Source organism: Micromonospora sp. WMMB235 (assembly GCF_001855515.1).
In the GTDB taxonomy this organism is placed as follows: Bacteria; Actinomycetota; Actinomycetes; order Mycobacteriales; family Micromonosporaceae; genus Micromonospora; species Micromonospora aurantiaca.
The window spans coordinates 824,548-840,318 of the sequence record NZ_MDRX01000001.1 but is presented as its reverse complement, the minus strand read 5'-3'; the positions used below and the strand labels follow the sequence as shown (position 1 = coordinate 840,318).

Sequence of the window (15,771 nt, the reverse complement as noted above, 5' to 3'; positions counted from 1 at the left end):
GTGGCGGCGCCACCTCGGCGAGCCGTTGCCGACCAACCGGCTGCCACGACAACCGCCTGAGGTCCCTCCATCTGGGACCAGCCTCCCCCACTCTGGGACACCCAAGCGCTCGTCCCCAGTCTGGGAGACCCACCGTGATCAACACCAGTTCGGCGAAATGGCGGGGTCAGAGCCCGTCCGATACCACCACTTCGGCGAGCTGGAGTGGATCACGACACCCGCCCGACCATCGACTTCCGAGCGGGGTCGACACCGGCTCGGCGAGGTGGCGGTATCGGTGGCATGCCGATACCGCCACTTCGGCGGCATGGAGTCGATCACGCCGGCCCGCCGGGGCGGGTCGGGCGAACCGGGTCGGGGTGGGGCTACAGGCCGCGGGCCAGGCGGTCGGCGAGGATCCGGGTGAACCGGGCCGGGTCGGCCAGCTCGCCGCCCTCGGCCAGCAGCGCCATGCCGTACAGCAGCTCGGCGGTCTCGGTCAGCGCGGCCGTGTCGCCGCCCTCCCCGTGCGCCTTGCGCAGCCCGGTGACCAGCGGGTGGGCCGGGTTCAGCTCCAGGATCCGCTTGACCCGGGGCACCTCCTGGCCCATCGCCCGGTACATCTTCTCCAGCGTCGGCGTCATGTCGTGCGCGTCGCCCACCACGCAGGCCGGTGAGGTGGTCAGCCGGGTGGACAGGCGCACCTCCTTGACGCTGTCGGCGAGCGCGCCGCCGAGGAACGTGAGCAGGTCGGCGTACTCCTGGCGCTCCGCCTCGGCCTTCTCCTTCTCCTCCTCGGTCTCCAGGTCCACCTGCCCCTTGGCGACCGAGCGCAGCGTCTTCCCGTCGTACGCGCCGACGCGCTCGACCCACACCTCGTCCACCGGGTCGGTGAGGATCAGCACCTCGTAGCCCTTGGCGCGGAACGCCTCCAGGTGCGGCGAGTTCTCGATGGTGGCCCGGTTCTCGCCGGTGGCGTAGTAGATCTCGGTCTGGCCGTCCTTCATCCGCTCCACGTAGTCGCGCAGCGTGGTCGGCTCGGCCGGGTCGTGGGTGCTGGCGGTGCGAACCAGTTCCAGCAGCGTCTCGGTGTTGTCCGGGTCCTCCAGCAGACCCTCCTTGACCACCGCGCCGAACTCGGTCCAGAACGTGCGGTACGACTCGGCGGACATGTCCTTGAGCGTGGCGAGCACCTTCTTGACCAGCCGGCGGCGCACCGCGCGGATCTGCCGGTCCTGCTGGAGGATCTCCCGGGAGATGTTCAGCGACAGGTCGTGCGCGTCCACGACGCCCTTGACGAAGCGCAGGTAGTTGGGCATCAGCGCGTCGCAGTCGTCCATGATGAACACGCGCTTGACGTAGAGCTGCACACCCCGGCGGCCCTGCGGGGAGAACAGGTCGAGCGGGGCGTGCGACGGCAGGAACAGCAGCGCCTCGTACTCGAAGGTGCCCTCGCCGCGCATGTGGATCGTCTCGAGCGGGTCGGCCCAGTCGTGCGCGACGTGCCGGTAGAACTCCTTGTACTCGGCCTCGTCGACCTCGTCCCGCGAGCGCGCCCAGAGCGCCTTCATCGAGTTGAGCGTCTGCTCCTCGCGGGTGGTGGCGCCGTCCTCGCCGGGCTTGTCGACAGTCATCCGGATCGGCCACGAGATGAAGTCGGAGTAGCGCTTGACGATCTCGCGGATCGTCCACTCGGCGGTGTAGTCGTGCAGGTTGTCGTCGGTGTCGACCGGCTTGAGGTGCAGCGTGACCGAGGTGCCCTGGGGCGCGTCCTCGACCTCCTCGATCGAGTAGGTGCCCTCGCCCGCGGACTCCCAGCGGGTGCCGCCGGACTGCCCGGCGCGGCGGGTCAGCAGCGTCACCCTATCGGCGACCATGAAGGTCGCGTAGAAGCCGACGCCGAACTGGCCGATCAGCTCCTGGGACGCGGCGGCGTCGGCGGACTCGCGCAGCTTGCGCAGCAGCTCGGCGGTGCCGGACTTCGCGATCGTGCCGATCAGGCCGACCACCTCGTCGCGGTTCATGCCGATGCCGTTGTCCCGCACGGTGAGCGTACGGGCGTCCTTGTCGACCTCGATCTCGATGTGCAGGTCGGAGGTGTCCGCCGACAGTTCCTTGTCGACGAGCGACTCCAGCCGCAGCTTGTCCAGCGCGTCGGACGCGTTCGAGATCAGTTCGCGCAGGAAGACGTCCTTGTTCGAGTAGATCGAGTGCACCATCAGCTGCAACAGCTGGCGGGCCTCGGCCTGGAACTCCAACGTCTCGACGCGGTTGCTCACACCGACTCCCTCTCCTCTGGCGGGCCTACGGCGGAAAGGATACGAGGGGTGACGGCTGCGGCACGCACCGGCCGCCCCCGAAATCCACTGGTACAACCAGTTGACGGGTTGATGTGTTCGGGGCCACACTTCTGCGCATGACCTTCGATCCCGCGCCTCGTGTCTCGGTCTCCGACCACGTCTTCGGGCGGCTGCGCGACGCGATCGTGTCCGGCCGGTACGCACCGGACGAGACGCTGCCCGGCGAGCGGGAGCTGGCCGGCGCGTTCGAGGTCAACCGGCACGCGGTCCGGGAGGCGCTGCGCCGCCTGCAACAGCTCGGCCTGGTCCGGGTCAGCCAGGGCGGCGCGACCCGGGTGCTGGACTGGCGGGTCCACGCCGGGCTGGACCTGGCGCTGTCCCTGGCCCGCTCCACTGACGTACTCCCGGTCGAGACGCTGGTGCGCGACATGCTGGAGATGCGGGCCTGCGTCGGGATCGACGCGGCCCGGCTCTGCGCCGAGCGCGCGGACGCCGCGGTCGTCGCCGCCCTGGTCCGGGCCGCCGAGGAGTACGGCGACCTGGCCCCCGACCTGGACCTGATGAACGAGGCGAACATCGCCATCTGGCGGCTGGTCGTGCGCGGCAGCGGTAACACCGCCTACCAGCTCGCGTTCAACAGCCTCGTGGCCGGCACGTTCGCGGTCGGCGACGTCCCCCCGGACGCCCGCGCGGCCGAACTGCTGGACGTGGCCGGGCACCGCCGTCTCGCCACGTCGGTCGCCTCCGGTCAGGGCGCGGCGGCGGCCCGGCACGCCCGGGCGCTGCTGACCGCGCCGGTCACCACCCCCACCACCCCCACACCCGGAAGGGAAGCGCGCGCATGATCCCCGCCGTGCTGTACGCCGTCCCGGCGTTCCTGCTCCTGATCGTCATCGAGGCGGTCTCCTACCGCTTCCTGCCCGACGACGACGAACGCGGCTACGAGCTGCGCGACACCACCACCAGCCTGTCGATGGGGCTGGGCAGCCAGATCATCGGCTTCCCGTGGAAGCTGCTCACAGTCGGCCTGTTCGCGGCGCTGTGGACCGTGGCGCCGGTGCACCTGTCGCCCGGCGACTGGTGGACCTGGGTGATCCTGTTCTTCGCCGACGACCTGGCCTACTACTGGTTCCACCGCTCGCACCACGAGGTACGCGTGCTCTGGGCCAGCCACGTCGTGCACCACTCCAGCGTCTACTACAACTTCTCCACCGCGTTGCGGCAGAGCTGGACGCCGATGACCTCGCTGCCGTTCTGGCTGCCGCTGGCGCTGCTCGGCATCCCACCGTGGATGATCTTCCTCCAGCAGTCGGTCAGCCTGCTGTACCAGTTCTTCCTGCACACCGAGCGGATCAACGTGCTGCCCCGGCCGATCGAGTGGATCTTCAACACGCCGTCGCACCACCGGGTGCACCACGGCTCGAACACCGAGTACCTGGACCGCAACTACGGCGGCATCCTGATCGTCTGGGACCGGCTGTTCGGCAGCTTCGAGCCGGAGCGGGCCACCGCGCGCTACGGGCTCACCAAGAACATCGGCACCTACAACCCGCTGCGGGTGGCCACCCACGAGTTCGCCGCGATCTGGTCCGACGTACGCCGGGCCGACTCCTGGCGGCACCGCCTCGGTTACCTGTTCGGCCGTCCCGGCTGGCAGCCGGCCCGATGAGGCGCTCCTGGCTGCTGCCCCTGTTCGGGCTGGTCGCGGCCGTCGAACTGGTCGGGGTCGCGCTCGACTCGACCGCGCTCCAGTGGCTGGCCAAGCCGCTGCTCGCGCCGGTGCTGCTGGCGTACCTCTGGGCGCACCGCCACCGCGTCGACGCGGTGGCGGTCGGCCTGGTCGCCGCCACCGCGGGCGACGTCGCCCTGCTCCTGCCGGGAGACACCGCGTTCCTGGCCGGCATGGGCTTCTTCCTGGTCACCCAGATCGCGTTCATCACCGCCTTCGTCCGGTACCGGCACGCCCGGGGCGTGGCGTGGGCCGGTTACCTGCTCGCCTGGGCCGGCGCGAACGCGCTGCTCTGGGGCATGCTCGGGCCGCTGCGGCTGCCGGTGCTCGGCTACAGCCTGGCGCTGTGCCTGATGGCCGCCGCCGCGACCGGGGTGTCCGCGCGGGTCGCCGCGGGCGGGGCGCTCTTCCTCGTCTCCGACCTACTCATCGGCGTGGGCGCGGCCGGTGTGGACCTGCCCGGGCGGGGCCTGCTGGTGATGACCACCTACTGCGCCGCGCTGCTGCTCATCACCACCGGCTGGGTGGCCGCGGCGCGCCCGGCGACCGGCCCGCAGCCGCCCCCGGCGGGTACTCTGCTCGCGTGGCCAGGGAGAACGGGCGCAAGCTGATCGCCTCGAACAAGAAGGCGCGGCACGACTACGACATCCTCAAGACGTACGAGGCGGGCATCGTGCTGGCCGGCACCGAGGTCAAGTCGCTGCGCGAGGGGCGGGTGTCGCTGGTCGACGCGTTCGCCCAGGAGCGCGACGGCGAGATCATGCTGTACGGCCTGCACATCGCCGAGTACGGCTTCGGCACCTGGACCAACCACGCGCCCCGGCGCACCCGCAAGCTGCTGCTGCACCGGGTGGAGATCGCCCGGATCCTGGAGAAGCTGCGCGACGGCGGCATCACGCTGGTGCCGCTGTCGATGTACTTCGCCGACGGCTGGGCCAAGGTGGAGCTGGGCCTGGCCCGGGGCCGCCGGTCGTACGACAAGCGCCAGGCGCTGGCCGAGCGGGACGCCAAACGCGAGATCGCCCGGGAGATGGGCCGCCGGCTCAAGGGCCGGACGGCGGCGCGGCGGGGCTGAGCGCGCCGTTTTCTGTCCCAGGGCGGTGGCACGCTGAGGCGTATGACCGATCTGACCTGGAACCCGCTGCTCCGCGAGCAGCTCACCTGGCACTGGACCTACCAGTTGCGCGACCGCCTCGCCGGGCTCACCGACGCCGAATACCTCTGGGCGCCGGTCCCCGGCTGCTGGAGCGTGCGCCCGCGCGGCGACGACGGCATTCCGGCGATCGACTTCGCGATGCCGCAGCCGGACCCGCCGCCGTTCACCACCATCGCCTGGCGGCTCGCCCACGTCATCGTGGGCGTGCTGGCCATGCGCAACGCGTCGCACTTCGGCCGCGCGCCCACCGACTACGCCTCGTTCCCCTACTCCCCGACCGCGGCCGGCGCGCTGGCCCAGCTCGACGAGGAGTACGCCGCCTGGACGGCAGGGGTCGAGGCGCTCGGCGAGGACGGCCTGGCCCGCCCCTGCGGCCCGGCTGAGGGGCCGTTCGCCGACGTCCCGATGGCCACGCTCGTGCTGCACATCAACCGGGAGGTGATCCACCACCTGTCCGAGGTGTGCCTGCTGCGCGACCTGTACCGCCATACACCGGAAGCGGCGCGATGAATACAAGACTCCTTGTACATCATTCCTTGTCGGTCTAACCTGGCGGCATGACTGACGGAACCGGCAACCGGCGGGTGAGTGACCCGCGAGCCATGCGGGCGCTGGCCCACCCCACCCGGCTGCGGCTGCTCGGCGAACTGCGCCTGCGCGGCCCGCAGACGGTCGGCATGCTGAGCGAACGGACCGGCGAGGCGGTCGGGTCGGTCAGCTACCACGTCGGCAAGCTGGCCGAGCACGGCTTCGTGGCCGAGGCGCCCGAGCTGGCCCGGGACCGGCGCGAGCGGTGGTGGCGGGCCGCGCACGCCACCACCGACTGGGATCCGCTCGAACTGCTGGACGACCCGGAGCGCCGGCTCGCCGGCAACATGCTGCGCCAGGCAGCCATGCAGCGCTATGTGGACCGCTACCAGGCATACCTGGAGTCGGAGGCGAGCCTCGACCCGGCGTGGGTCCGCGGCACCACCAGCAGCGACATGGTGCTGCGCCTGACACCTGACGAACTGGTCGAGCTGCGCGACGAGTTGTCCGCGCTGGGCCGGCGCTGGCAGGAGCGCGGCGCACCCGGCCGGCCCGGCGCCGAGATGGTCACGCTGATCTGGCAGGCGTACCGGGGGCCGCAGTGACCCGCGACCGCCGGCCCCTGGCCGGACTGCTGATCGGGCACGCCGTCTCGCTGACCGGCAACGTGCTCACGCTCATCGCGCTGCCGCTCTACGTCCTGGCCGAGACCGGCTCACCCGCCGCCACCGGGCTGGCCGGGGCGTTCGCCACCGCGCCCGTGGTGCTCGGCGGCGCGTTCGGCGGCGTGCTCGTCGACCGGATCGGCTACCGGCGCTCCAGCGTGCTCGCCGACGTGGTCTCCGGCGTGACGATCGCCGCCGTACCCCTGTTGCACGCCACAGTCGGCCTGCCGTTCCCGGCGCTGCTGGCCCTGGTCTTCGTCAGCGGCCTGCTCGACACGCCGGGGCAGACCGCGCGCACCGCGTTGCTGCCGGAGGCCGCGGCGGCGGCCGGGGTGCCGATCGAGCGGGCAGCCGGGTGGGAGGACGCGACCTCGCGCGGCGCCCGGATGATCGGCGCACCCGTGGCCGGCCTGCTGGTCGGTGTGTTCGGTGCGGTGCCGGTGCTGGCGCTCGACGCGGTGACGTTCGCCGTGTCGGCCCTCGTGGTGACGCTGCTGGTGCCGCGCGGCCTGCGGCCGTCCGACGACGGGAGCGAGCCGGAGACCGGCGGCTACTGGCGGCAGTTCGCCGCCGGGCTGCGCTTCCTGGTCCGGGAGCCGCTGCTGCGCGCCATGGTCCTGCTGGTGCTGGTGACGAACCTGTTCGACGCGGCGAAGAGCAACGTGCTGCTCCCGGTGGTCGCCGAACGGGAACTCGGCGGGCCGGCCGCGTTCGGCCTGCTGGTGGGCGTCATGGGCGGCGGCGCGCTGGTCGGCTCGCTGGTGTTCAGCGCGATCGGGCACCGGCTGCCCCGCCGGGCCACGTTCGTCACCGCGTACGTGCTGTGCGGCGCCCCACCACTGTGGGCGCTCGCCGCCGCGCCGCCGCTGCCGGTGGTGGCCGCCGTGGTGGCGATGGCCGGGCTGGCCGCCGGCGCGCTCAACCCGCTGATGGGCGCGGTCCAGTTGGAGCGGGTGCCGCCGGCCATGCGGGCCCGGGTGTACGGCGTGATCGGCGCCGGCGCGTGGGCGGCCATGCCGGCCGGCGCGGTCGGCGCGGGATTCGCCGCGGACCGGTTCGGCCCCACGTCCACGCTCGTCGTGATGGGCGCCTGCTACCTGCTGGTGGTGCTGACGCCGCTGCTGGGCGGGCCGTGGCGGGACATGCGCCGATCCACTGTGGTGCGGCAGCGGGAGCCCGAGCCGACGTCGGAGCGCCAGCGGGAAGCGCTCTCTTGACATCGACCGACTTCATTCATACTTTCATCGAAGTCTATTTGTATGGTTTGTTAACCGTTGGGCGGGGCCGGCCGCCGTGACGGTAACGGCCACCACCCCCGCAGGAGGCGCCCCGTGCGCACCATCCGTACCCTCGCCGCCCTGGCGGTGACAGCGGTCGGCCTCACCGCCGCCCTCACCGCCGTCCCCAGCACCCCGGCGGCCGCCGCCCCCGGCGCGGTCACCTGGTCCGACGACTTCAACGGCCCGGCCGGGGCCGCCCCCGACGCGAGCAAGTGGCGCTACGACATCGGTGGCGGCGGCTGGGGCAACAACGAGCTCCAGTACTACACGAACAGCACCCGCAACGCCGCGCTCGACGGCAACGGCAACCTGGTCATCACCGCCCGCAAGGAGAACCCGGGCGGCTACTCCTGCTGGTACGGAAGCTGCCAGTACACCTCGGCCCGGCTGCTCACCAACGGCACGTTCGCCCAGGCGTACGGGCGGTTCGAGGCACGCATCAAGGTCCCGCGTGGACAAGGGCTGTGGCCGGCGTTCTGGATGCTCGGCAACGACATCGGCACGAACCCGTGGCCCGGCAGCGGCGAGATCGACATCATGGAGAACGTCGGCTACGCCCCCTCGACCGTCTGGGGCACGCTGCACGGCCCCGGCTACTCCGGCGGCGGCGGCGTCGGCGCGTCCACCTCGCTGCCAGGCGGCCAGGCGCTCGCCGACGCCTTCCACACGTTCACAGTGGACTGGGCGCCGGACTCGATCACCTGGTACCTCGACGGCGTCGCGTACTCCCGCAAGACGCCCGCCGACATCGGCGGCAACCGCTGGGTCTTCGACCACCCGTTCTTCATGATCATGAACGTGGCGGTCGGCGGCAACTGGCCCGGCTCGCCGGACGGCAGCACCACGTTCCCGCAGACCATGACCGTCGACTACGTCCGCGTCCAGGCCTGGGACAACGGCGGCGGGGGCACCGGCGGCCAGATCGTCGGGTACGGCAACAAGTGCGTGGACGTGGCGAGCGCCAGCACCGCCAACGGCACCCCGGTGCAGCTCTGGACGTGCAACGGCACCGCCGCCCAGCGCTGGACCTGGAACGCCGACGGCTCGGTCCGCGCACTCGGCAAGTGCCTCGACGTGGCCGCCGGATCGACCGCGAGCGGCGCCAAGGTGCAGCTCTACGACTGCAACGGCACCGGCGCGCAGAAGTGGGTGTTCAGCGCGGCCGGGGACATCGTGAACCCCCAGGCGAACAAGTGCCTGGACGCGACGGGTCCGAGCTCGGCCGACGGCACCCGGCTGCAGATCTGGGACTGCACCGGCGGCGCCAACCAGAAGTGGCGGCGCTGACCGGTCCCCGACCCGGGGCGGGCGGCACCCCGCCCGCCCCGGCGCCCCTCATCCCCGCCCCCGCCCCCGCCCCCCGCCCCCGCCCTCCCTCCCCCTCTCCCCCGCGATCTTGCACTTTCGGCCCGAGCGGTGACGTGAATGTCCCATTCGCCCGGGCACAAACTGCAAGATCAGCGAGGGCTGCCGGCCCGGGGCTGCCCGCCCTGAGGGTCGCGGACGGCGTTGCGTTTCTCTGGGCGGTCTGGGATACCGTGAGGTCCGTTTCGCTCCCGCGAGACCAGGTCATCGCTCTACTGGAAGCGCGATCATGGATGAGTCGACCGGCGCGCTGACGTCGATGAGCGGGTTCACGCCGGAACCGATCCCCACCGCCCGGCTGGTCCTGCTGCCGCTGGGCGTCGAGCATGCCGAGGAGATGGCAGCCGTCCTCGCCGACCCGGCGCTGCACACCTTCATCGGCGGCGAACCCGCCACCCCGGCGGCGTTGCGGGCCCGCTACGAACGGCTTGTCGCCGGCTCGCCCGACCCGGCCGAGTCGTGGTGCAACTGGGTCATCCGGCTCCGGGACGGCGGCCGGCTGACCGGCTTCGTCCAGGCCACAGTCACCGAGGCACACGGGACGGTGACGGACGCCGCCACGGCGGGCGCGCGGGCGGTAGGACACCGGCACCTCGACGAGGCGACACCGGCCACCGCGGGACCGGTCGCGGAGATCGCCTGGGTGGTGGGAACACGGTGGCAGGGGCGCGGGATCGCCACCGAGGCCGCCCGTGGCATGGTCGGCTGGATGGGGCGGCGCGGTGTGCGTACCCTCGTGGCCCACATCCATCCCGACCACCGCGCGTCGGCCGCGGTGGCCACGGCCTGCGGCCTGGCCCCGACCGACGTGTGGCAAGACGGCGAGGTCCGCTGGACCGGACCTGCCGCCCTGTCTCCCCCGCCTGCCCGGAGTTGACCAAGGAGTTCGTGTCGGAGACGACGTCCGAGCCGGACACGAACTCCTTGATCACCGGGGCCGGGGGGGTCAGAAGGGGGCGTCTACTGAGAGGCGGCGGACCTGGGTCAGGTAGGGGTCCAGCTCGCCCACCTCGAAGCGGCACGTGCCGATGACGTGCCAGAACTGGCCGCCCGGGTCGCCGTCCAGCTTGTACCGGCCGTCCGGGCTGACCGCCGCCCACCCGTCCGGCAGGCCGATGAGCGTGGTCCGCAACTGGGCGTGCTCGGGGTCGGCCACGTCCCACAGCCGTACCGTGCCGTCGTCACCGGCGCTGGCGAGCAGGCTGCTGTCCGGGCTGAAGTGCACCGACCAGACGCGCCGGGTGTGCGCCGCAAGGGTGCCGTGCAGCCGGCCGGTGACCGGATCCCACAGCCGGATCACCAGGTCGTCGCCGGCGGTGGCGAGCAGGTTGCCGTCCGGGCTGAACGCGCAGGACCAGAGCCGGCCGTCGTGCTCGGTGAGCACCAGGCGCCGCTCGCCGGTGACCGCGTCCCAGACCACCGCCGTGCCGTCGTTACCGGCGCTGGCGAGCAGCGTGCCCTCGCTGTTGAAGCCGACCGAGTAGACCCGGTCGGTGTGGTGTTCGAGCGTGAGCCGGCAGGTGGCGGTGGCGGCGTCCCAGAGCCGTACCGCCTGGTCGTCGCAGCCGGTGGCGATGGTCTCGCCGTCGGGGCTGAACGCGACGGTGCGCACGCGCCCCCGGTGCGGGGTGAGCGTGGCGAAGTGCCGGCCGGTACGGCGGTACCACAGGCGTACCGTGTCGTCGTCGTTGGCGGTGGCGAGTGCGTCGCCGTCGGGGCTGAACGCGACCGCCCAGACGTGGTCGGTGTCCACGTTGAGTTCACGCTCGTCGGCGCCCGTGTCGGTGTTCCACAGGTGCACGCCGCCGTCGCCGCTGGGCGTGGCCACCAGCGGTTCCTCCGGGCAGAACACCACGGACAGCAGCCGGTCGGCCGGGCTGGCGAGCTGCCGCACCAGGCGGCCGGTGCGCGGCTCCCAGAGCCGGATCACGCCGTCGTTGCCGCAGGCGGCGAGCACCTCGCCGTCGTCGCGGAAGGACAGCGCGGTGACCTTGCGGCCGTGCCCGCGCAGCGTGTGCTGGAGCTGCCCGCTGCGGACGTCCCACAGCCGGGTGGTGCCGTCGTTGCTGCTGGTCGCCACCTGGTTCTGGTCCGGCCGCCAGACCACCGGCCACACCGAGCCGCGGTGCCGGGTCAGCTCGTGCCGCACCTGCCCGTCGTCGGTGTCCCAGAGCTGGATCGCGCCGTCGCTGGCGGCGGTGGCGAGCAGGCTGCCGTCGCCGTTGAACCGGACGCTGTAGATCGCGCCGCGCTGCCGGCCGAGCACCCGGACCGGCCGGCCCGTCTCGGTCTCCCACAGCCGCAGCGCGCCGTGCGTGTCGCCGGTGGCCATCAGCGTGCCGTCGGGGTGGATGTCGAGGGCGTACACGTCGGCCTCGTGGCCGCGCGGCGCGCGCAGCAGCTCGCCGTCGGTGGCCCGGCGGATCCAGATGCGGCCGTGCTGCCCGACGGCGGCCAGCAGCCGGCCGTCCGGTGAGTGCACGACCCGGTAGACCACCTCGGGCTCCTGCACCTCGAACGCCAGCTTGCCGGTGGGGATGTCCCAGCCGCGGACCGTGCCGGCGCTGTCGGCCACCACCACGCGCCGCCCGTCCGGGCTGAACGAGGTGCCCCAGATCGGCGCGGAGTGGCCGGGCCACTCGTGACGCAGCCGGGCGCCACGGGTGTCGTAGAGCCGCACCACGCCGGCCGCGTCGCCGACCACCAGGCGGCCGCGGCGGCCGTCGGTGAGCATCGGCCACACCCAGCCGGTGAAGACGTCCTCGATGACGTGCCGCACGTCGCCGTGGTCGGCGTCCCACAGCCGTACGGTGAGGTCGGCCGAGCCGGTGACGAGCTGGTGGGACGCGGCGTCGTAGCGGACCGCGTACACCCGGGACCGGTGTCCCTGGAGCGTGCGCACCGGCAGCCCGGTGGCGGTGTCGCAGAGCAGCACACCGCCGTCGTCGCTGCCGACGGCGAGCACCGCGCCGTCCGGGCTGTACGCCACCGGCACCGGCAGCCGGCCCACCTCGAAGCCGTATCCGACGCCCACGGCGGGCGGGGCCAGGCCCGGCGCGACCGGACGGCCCGGCGCGACGACGGCGCCGCGCAGTTCCGGGGCGCGCAGCAGCGCCGGGTCGGCGCTGACATCGATCAGCGCGGTGCGGTGCCAGCTGCTGCCGGCCACGCGCGCACCCCGCAGGTCGGTACGGAACAGGCGGGCGCCGGCCATCTCCGCGTCGCGCAGGTCGGCCCCGGCGAGGCGGGCCTGGTCCAGGCGGGCGCCGCGCAGCCGGGCGTGCTCCAGCCGCGCCTCGGTCAGGTTCGTGGCGACCAGCCGCGCGTCGGTCAGGTCGGCCCCGGTCAGGTCGGCCCCGGCGAGCTCGCGGTGCGACAGGTCCTCGCCGCGCAGCACCGCGCCGCGCAGATCGGCCCGGTCGGGCAGGCGCAGCCGGGCGGACAGCCGCAGCGCGTTGGCGCGCAGCGTCTCGCCCGCCGACTCGTCACCGAGCACCCGGGCGGTCCACGCGGTGCAGCGGGCCGGGTCGGCGAGGTCGCCGAGGAACTCCACCGCGAGCGCGGACAGCGACCGGACCGCCAGCGCGCCCGGCTCCTCGCCCCGGTTGATCTGCTCGGCCACCCCCTCGGCCACGAGCCACTCCATCACCGAGGTGTGGATGAACCCGAACAACCCGTCGTCGGTACGGACCAGCAGGCTGCCCGCGCCGACCGCGTGCGCAGCCTGCGGGCCGGACAGCCGCGAGTCGGCCCGCCCGGCGAGCTGACCGGTGGACTCGGCCAGCTCGGCCAGGCGCAGGTATGCCTCGCCGCTCTCCCAGAGCTGGAACGCCAGCCGGCTCACCGCCTGCCACAGCTCGGGCCGGCGCAGGCTGACCGGTGCGCCCGGGATGCCCTGGGTGCGGCGCTCCTCGAAGTCCAGCCAGGACTCCAGGATCTCCCGATACAGCGCGGCGGCGCTGAACGTGCCGCCCGCCCCGGCCACGGCGGCGAGCCGCCCCTCGTCCAGGTTGGCGATGAAGCCGAGCATGCGCGGGTTACGGGAGAGCCCCAGCAGGTCCTTGACGCCGGCGAGCAGGTCCATCCGCTCGCGGGCGGCCCGCTCGTCGCCGCCGTACCGGTTGCGCAGGAACGCCTCGATCTGCCCGGGGGTGAAGTCCTCCACGGCCAGCACGCGCCGGTGCGGCAGCAGGCCGACCCGCTCGCCGAGCGCGGTCAGCACCTGCGAGTTGGTCTTGAAGTGCTGGGTACGGCTGCTCACCACGATCTTCGCGTTGCCCTCGGCGGCCTGGAGCAGCGTCTCCAGGTGGTCGGCCGCCCGGTCGTACGTCACCCGGGCGACCAGCTCGTCGAACCCGTCGAACAGCAGCACGATGCGACCCTGGCGCAGCATGTAGCGGAACGCCTTGAGGTCGATCACCTGCTCGCCGTGGTTGGCCAGATGCGCGGCGACCAGGCCGTCCACGGAGTGCGCCTTGTCGAGCGCCCGCAGCTCCACCAGGATCGGGATCAGGTCGGGCGCTGCGGTGGGCAGCCGCCGGGCCACCTCCCGCAACGCGAACGTCTTGCCCCGGCCGAAGTCGCCGAGCACCAGCACGAACCGGCCGTCCGGCGCGGAGACGGTCTCCAGCAGCTCGTCCACCACGTCGTCGCGGACGCGCTGGTCGGCGCCGACGAGGTGGCGGTAGCGCTGCGGCACGTACTGCCCGGGTGGGTAGAGCCGGTCCGCCTGGAGCCGGGCGGTCTGCGCGGCGACGTACTCGCGCAGGTCGAGCAGGCCCTGGAACTCGGTCAGGTGCAGCACGCGTACGCCCCGCCGCTGTGCCTCCTCGGCGAGCCCGCGCGGCACCCGGTCGCCGTCGTAGACCAGCTCGGAGGCGATGTCCGGGTCGGTGGCGTGCACCCGCCGGGCGAAGACGTCCACATCGGCGGCGGTGGGGGTGCCCACGTGCGCGCCGACGCGTTGCTGACGGACCACCCCGTCGGAGCGGTAGCTGATGTAGAGGTGCGGCGGGTCGGTGCCGACGCGGCGCACCACCACCCGGTCGTAGCGGGCCTCGCAGACCTCGGCGAGCCGGTCCAGCAGCCGCTGCACCGGTGCGACCGGCGCGGCGGCCACCGCGGCGCCCTGGGTGGCCCCCTCGACGGCGACCGGACGGCGCGGGTCGGGTACCTGGGCCGGGCCGGACGCGCCGAAGGTGGCCTCGGCGTGCGGCCAGGACACGGCGGTCACCGCGCCGCCGTCCAGCCGGTCGTCGCGGCCGAGCACCCAGCGGGTCATCCCGTCCGCGCCCAGCCGCAGCACCTGCGCCCGGCCGTCGCGGGGCGCGGCGGCCAGCGGCACCACCGGGTCCACCCGGGCCGACGGCGCGGCGTCGGAGAGCAGCAGGTCGAGCATCGGGCCGACCAGCCGGTTGACCGAGCCCCGGTCGCGCAGCGACACCGGGTCCGGCGGCACCTCGTCGGCGTACGGGCTGCGCGCCCCCGGCGCGTGCGCCATCGCGCCCAGCCGCAGCCAGCCGGACTGCTGGTAGTGGCGCAGCCGCTGGGCGAACCAGCTGGACTGCGCCTCGCCGAGGAAGCCGTACCGGTCCTCCTCGCGGTGGGTGATGGCGATGGTGGAGTTCAGCCCGGCCACCACCACCCGCAGGTCGGGCACCGGGAACAGCGTCCAGGGCTGCTCGCTGTCGAAGATCCGGTCGTCGAGGCCCTGGTAGAGGTCGTCGAACAGGCGCGCGTAGTGCCGCCACTTCGGCCAGTACGGCGGCTGCGGGTCGACGTCGTCGGCCTCACAGGTGGCGAAGTACGCGCGGCAGGCGGCCATCGTCACGTCGCGCGGGCCGGGCACCACGACGAGCCGGTGCGGCTCCAGCCCGAGCAGCACCCGCAGGCCGGTGAGGAAGCTCAGCGCGTCGGAGAACTCGCGCGGGCTGCCCGACTCGGTGAGGTTGCCGGCGACGACGAGCAGGTCCGGCCGGGGCACGCCGTCGTTCATCAGCAGCGTGAGGTCGCCCATCAGGTGTTCCTGCACCTCGCCCGGGGTGACCGGCGCGCCGGGGGTGATCACGCCCCGGCCGAAGCGCGGCCCGGCGACCTGGAGCACGGTGACGGTGTCCCGGGCGGTCGGTGGCGCCGCCGCGGCGGGCGGGAACGGCGGCGGGTTGATCGGGGTACGCCGGGCGCGGCGGGGCGCGGGCGCTCCGGCGGCCGGTGCGGCGAGCACCCCGTGCGGGTCGGCCGGGTGGTGCGGGAACGCCGGCTGCCGCATCGGCTTGGCGCGCCCGTCGAGCGCCTCCCGGATGCGGTCGAGCACCCGGTTGCGGGCCTGCACCGGGTCGTCCACGCCGACCAGGTCCACATAGGTGATGGTGGCGAGCAGGCCGTCGATCGGGCAGTCCTCGACGCGTACCGTGACGAGCTTGTTGCCGGTGCCGTCCGGGTCGGCGCGCAGCGCGGCCTGCCACTCCAGCTTGCCGTACGTGGAGTGCAGGTAGCGTTCGGACAGCACCGCCACCACCACCTCGGCCTCGCGGACGCCACGGTCCATGAAGTCGATGAAGTTGGTGCCTGCCACGAAGTCCCACGCCTGCAACAACGTGCGATAGCCGGCCGCCTCGAACTCCCACGCCAGCCACGTGGCCCAGCGTTCGTCGGCCGGCGAGTAGCTGATGAAGAAATCGATGGGGCGGTCGGACCGGGTGGGGTGCGCGCCTACAACCACATGGTCATTATGGCCACCGACGGTCAACAGATCGACACCCTCGGCAGC

The 15,771-nt window shown here is 73.1% G+C and carries 11 protein-coding genes; 9 read left to right on the top strand and 2 right to left on the bottom strand.

Translation table 11 applies throughout. The features are described 5' to 3' along the window. Positions 1 to 365 precede the first annotated feature (365 nt). On the bottom strand, positions 366 to 2,258 hold the full coding sequence (htpG, locus tag BFV98_RS03440) for a molecular chaperone HtpG (RefSeq protein ID WP_030273252.1): 1,893 nt from the start codon (positions 2,256 to 2,258) through the stop codon (positions 366 to 368). A gap of 137 nt (positions 2,259 to 2,395) precedes the next feature. On the opposite strand from htpG, the gene BFV98_RS03435 reads away from it, so the two are divergent. From BFV98_RS03435 to BFV98_RS03395, 9 genes are all read left to right on the top strand, one after another. Continuing rightward, positions 2,396 to 3,124 (top strand): FadR/GntR family transcriptional regulator, encoded by a 729-nt coding sequence (locus BFV98_RS03435; RefSeq protein WP_071094871.1) that lies wholly within the window; start codon positions 2,396 to 2,398, stop codon positions 3,122 to 3,124. Then, positions 3,121 to 3,948: a sterol desaturase family protein gene (locus BFV98_RS03430; protein WP_013476653.1), complete on the top strand. Its 828-nt coding sequence runs from the start codon at positions 3,121 to 3,123 to the stop codon at positions 3,946 to 3,948. The genes BFV98_RS03435 and BFV98_RS03430 overlap by 4 nt, the downstream gene beginning before the upstream one ends. Beyond that, the gene (locus BFV98_RS03425) at positions 3,945 to 4,619 is read left to right on the top strand and encodes a lysoplasmalogenase (protein ID WP_071094869.1); all 675 of its coding nucleotides are present in this window, start codon (positions 3,945 to 3,947) and stop codon (positions 4,617 to 4,619) included. The genes BFV98_RS03430 and BFV98_RS03425 overlap by 4 nt, the downstream gene beginning before the upstream one ends. Beyond that, entirely contained in the window at positions 4,592 to 5,083 is a 492-nt protein-coding gene (gene smpB, locus BFV98_RS03420; protein ID WP_013286513.1) for an SsrA-binding protein SmpB, read from the top strand. Before BFV98_RS03425 ends, smpB begins: the two co-directional genes overlap by 28 nt. Before the next feature lie 42 nt (positions 5,084 to 5,125). Continuing rightward, positions 5,126 to 5,674 carry a DinB family protein gene (locus BFV98_RS03415; RefSeq protein WP_071094867.1) on the top strand — a complete coding sequence of 183 codons (549 nt, stop codon included), beginning with the start codon at positions 5,126 to 5,128 and terminating at the stop codon, positions 5,672 to 5,674. Positions 5,675 to 5,721: 47 nt separating this feature from the next. Further along, the gene (locus BFV98_RS03410) at positions 5,722 to 6,297 is read left to right on the top strand and encodes a helix-turn-helix domain-containing protein (RefSeq protein ID WP_013286515.1); all 576 of its coding nucleotides are present in this window, start codon (positions 5,722 to 5,724) and stop codon (positions 6,295 to 6,297) included. Next, positions 6,294 to 7,574, top strand: coding sequence for an MFS transporter (locus tag BFV98_RS03405; RefSeq protein WP_013476650.1), 1,281 nt, complete (start codon positions 6,294 to 6,296; stop codon positions 7,572 to 7,574). The genes BFV98_RS03410 and BFV98_RS03405 overlap by 4 nt, the downstream gene beginning before the upstream one ends. Before the next feature lie 114 nt (positions 7,575 to 7,688). Beyond that, positions 7,689 to 8,924, top strand: coding sequence for a glycoside hydrolase family 16 protein (locus BFV98_RS03400; RefSeq protein WP_013286517.1), 1,236 nt, complete (start codon positions 7,689 to 7,691; stop codon positions 8,922 to 8,924). Positions 8,925 to 9,231: 307 nt separating this feature from the next. Next, a complete protein-coding gene (locus tag BFV98_RS03395; protein WP_013286518.1) occupies positions 9,232 to 9,879 on the top strand; it encodes a GNAT family N-acetyltransferase in 648 nt (215 codons plus the stop codon). 69 nt (positions 9,880 to 9,948) lie between these two features. Here BFV98_RS03395 and BFV98_RS03390 read toward each other — a convergent pair whose 3' ends face one another. Beyond that, a complete protein-coding gene (locus BFV98_RS03390) occupies positions 9,949 to 15,723 on the bottom strand; it encodes a TIR domain-containing protein (RefSeq protein ID WP_030272488.1) in 5,775 nt (1,924 codons plus the stop codon). Positions 15,724 to 15,771 lie beyond the last annotated feature (48 nt).

Coding starts and splice junctions, on each gene's coding strand:
- BFV98_RS03435 (WP_071094871.1), top strand. CDS start 2,396: ATGACCTTCGATCCCGCGCCTCGTGTCTCGGTCTCCGACCACGTCTTC.
- BFV98_RS03430 (WP_013476653.1), top strand. CDS start 3,121: ATGATCCCCGCCGTGCTGTACGCCGTCCCGGCGTTCCTGCTCCTGATC.
- BFV98_RS03425 (WP_071094869.1), top strand. CDS start 3,945: ATGAGGCGCTCCTGGCTGCTGCCCCTGTTCGGGCTGGTCGCGGCCGTC.
- BFV98_RS03415 (WP_071094867.1), top strand. CDS start 5,126: ATGACCGATCTGACCTGGAACCCGCTGCTCCGCGAGCAGCTCACCTGG.
- BFV98_RS03410 (WP_013286515.1), top strand. CDS start 5,722: ATGACTGACGGAACCGGCAACCGGCGGGTGAGTGACCCGCGAGCCATG.
- BFV98_RS03395 (WP_013286518.1), top strand. CDS start 9,232: ATGGATGAGTCGACCGGCGCGCTGACGTCGATGAGCGGGTTCACGCCG.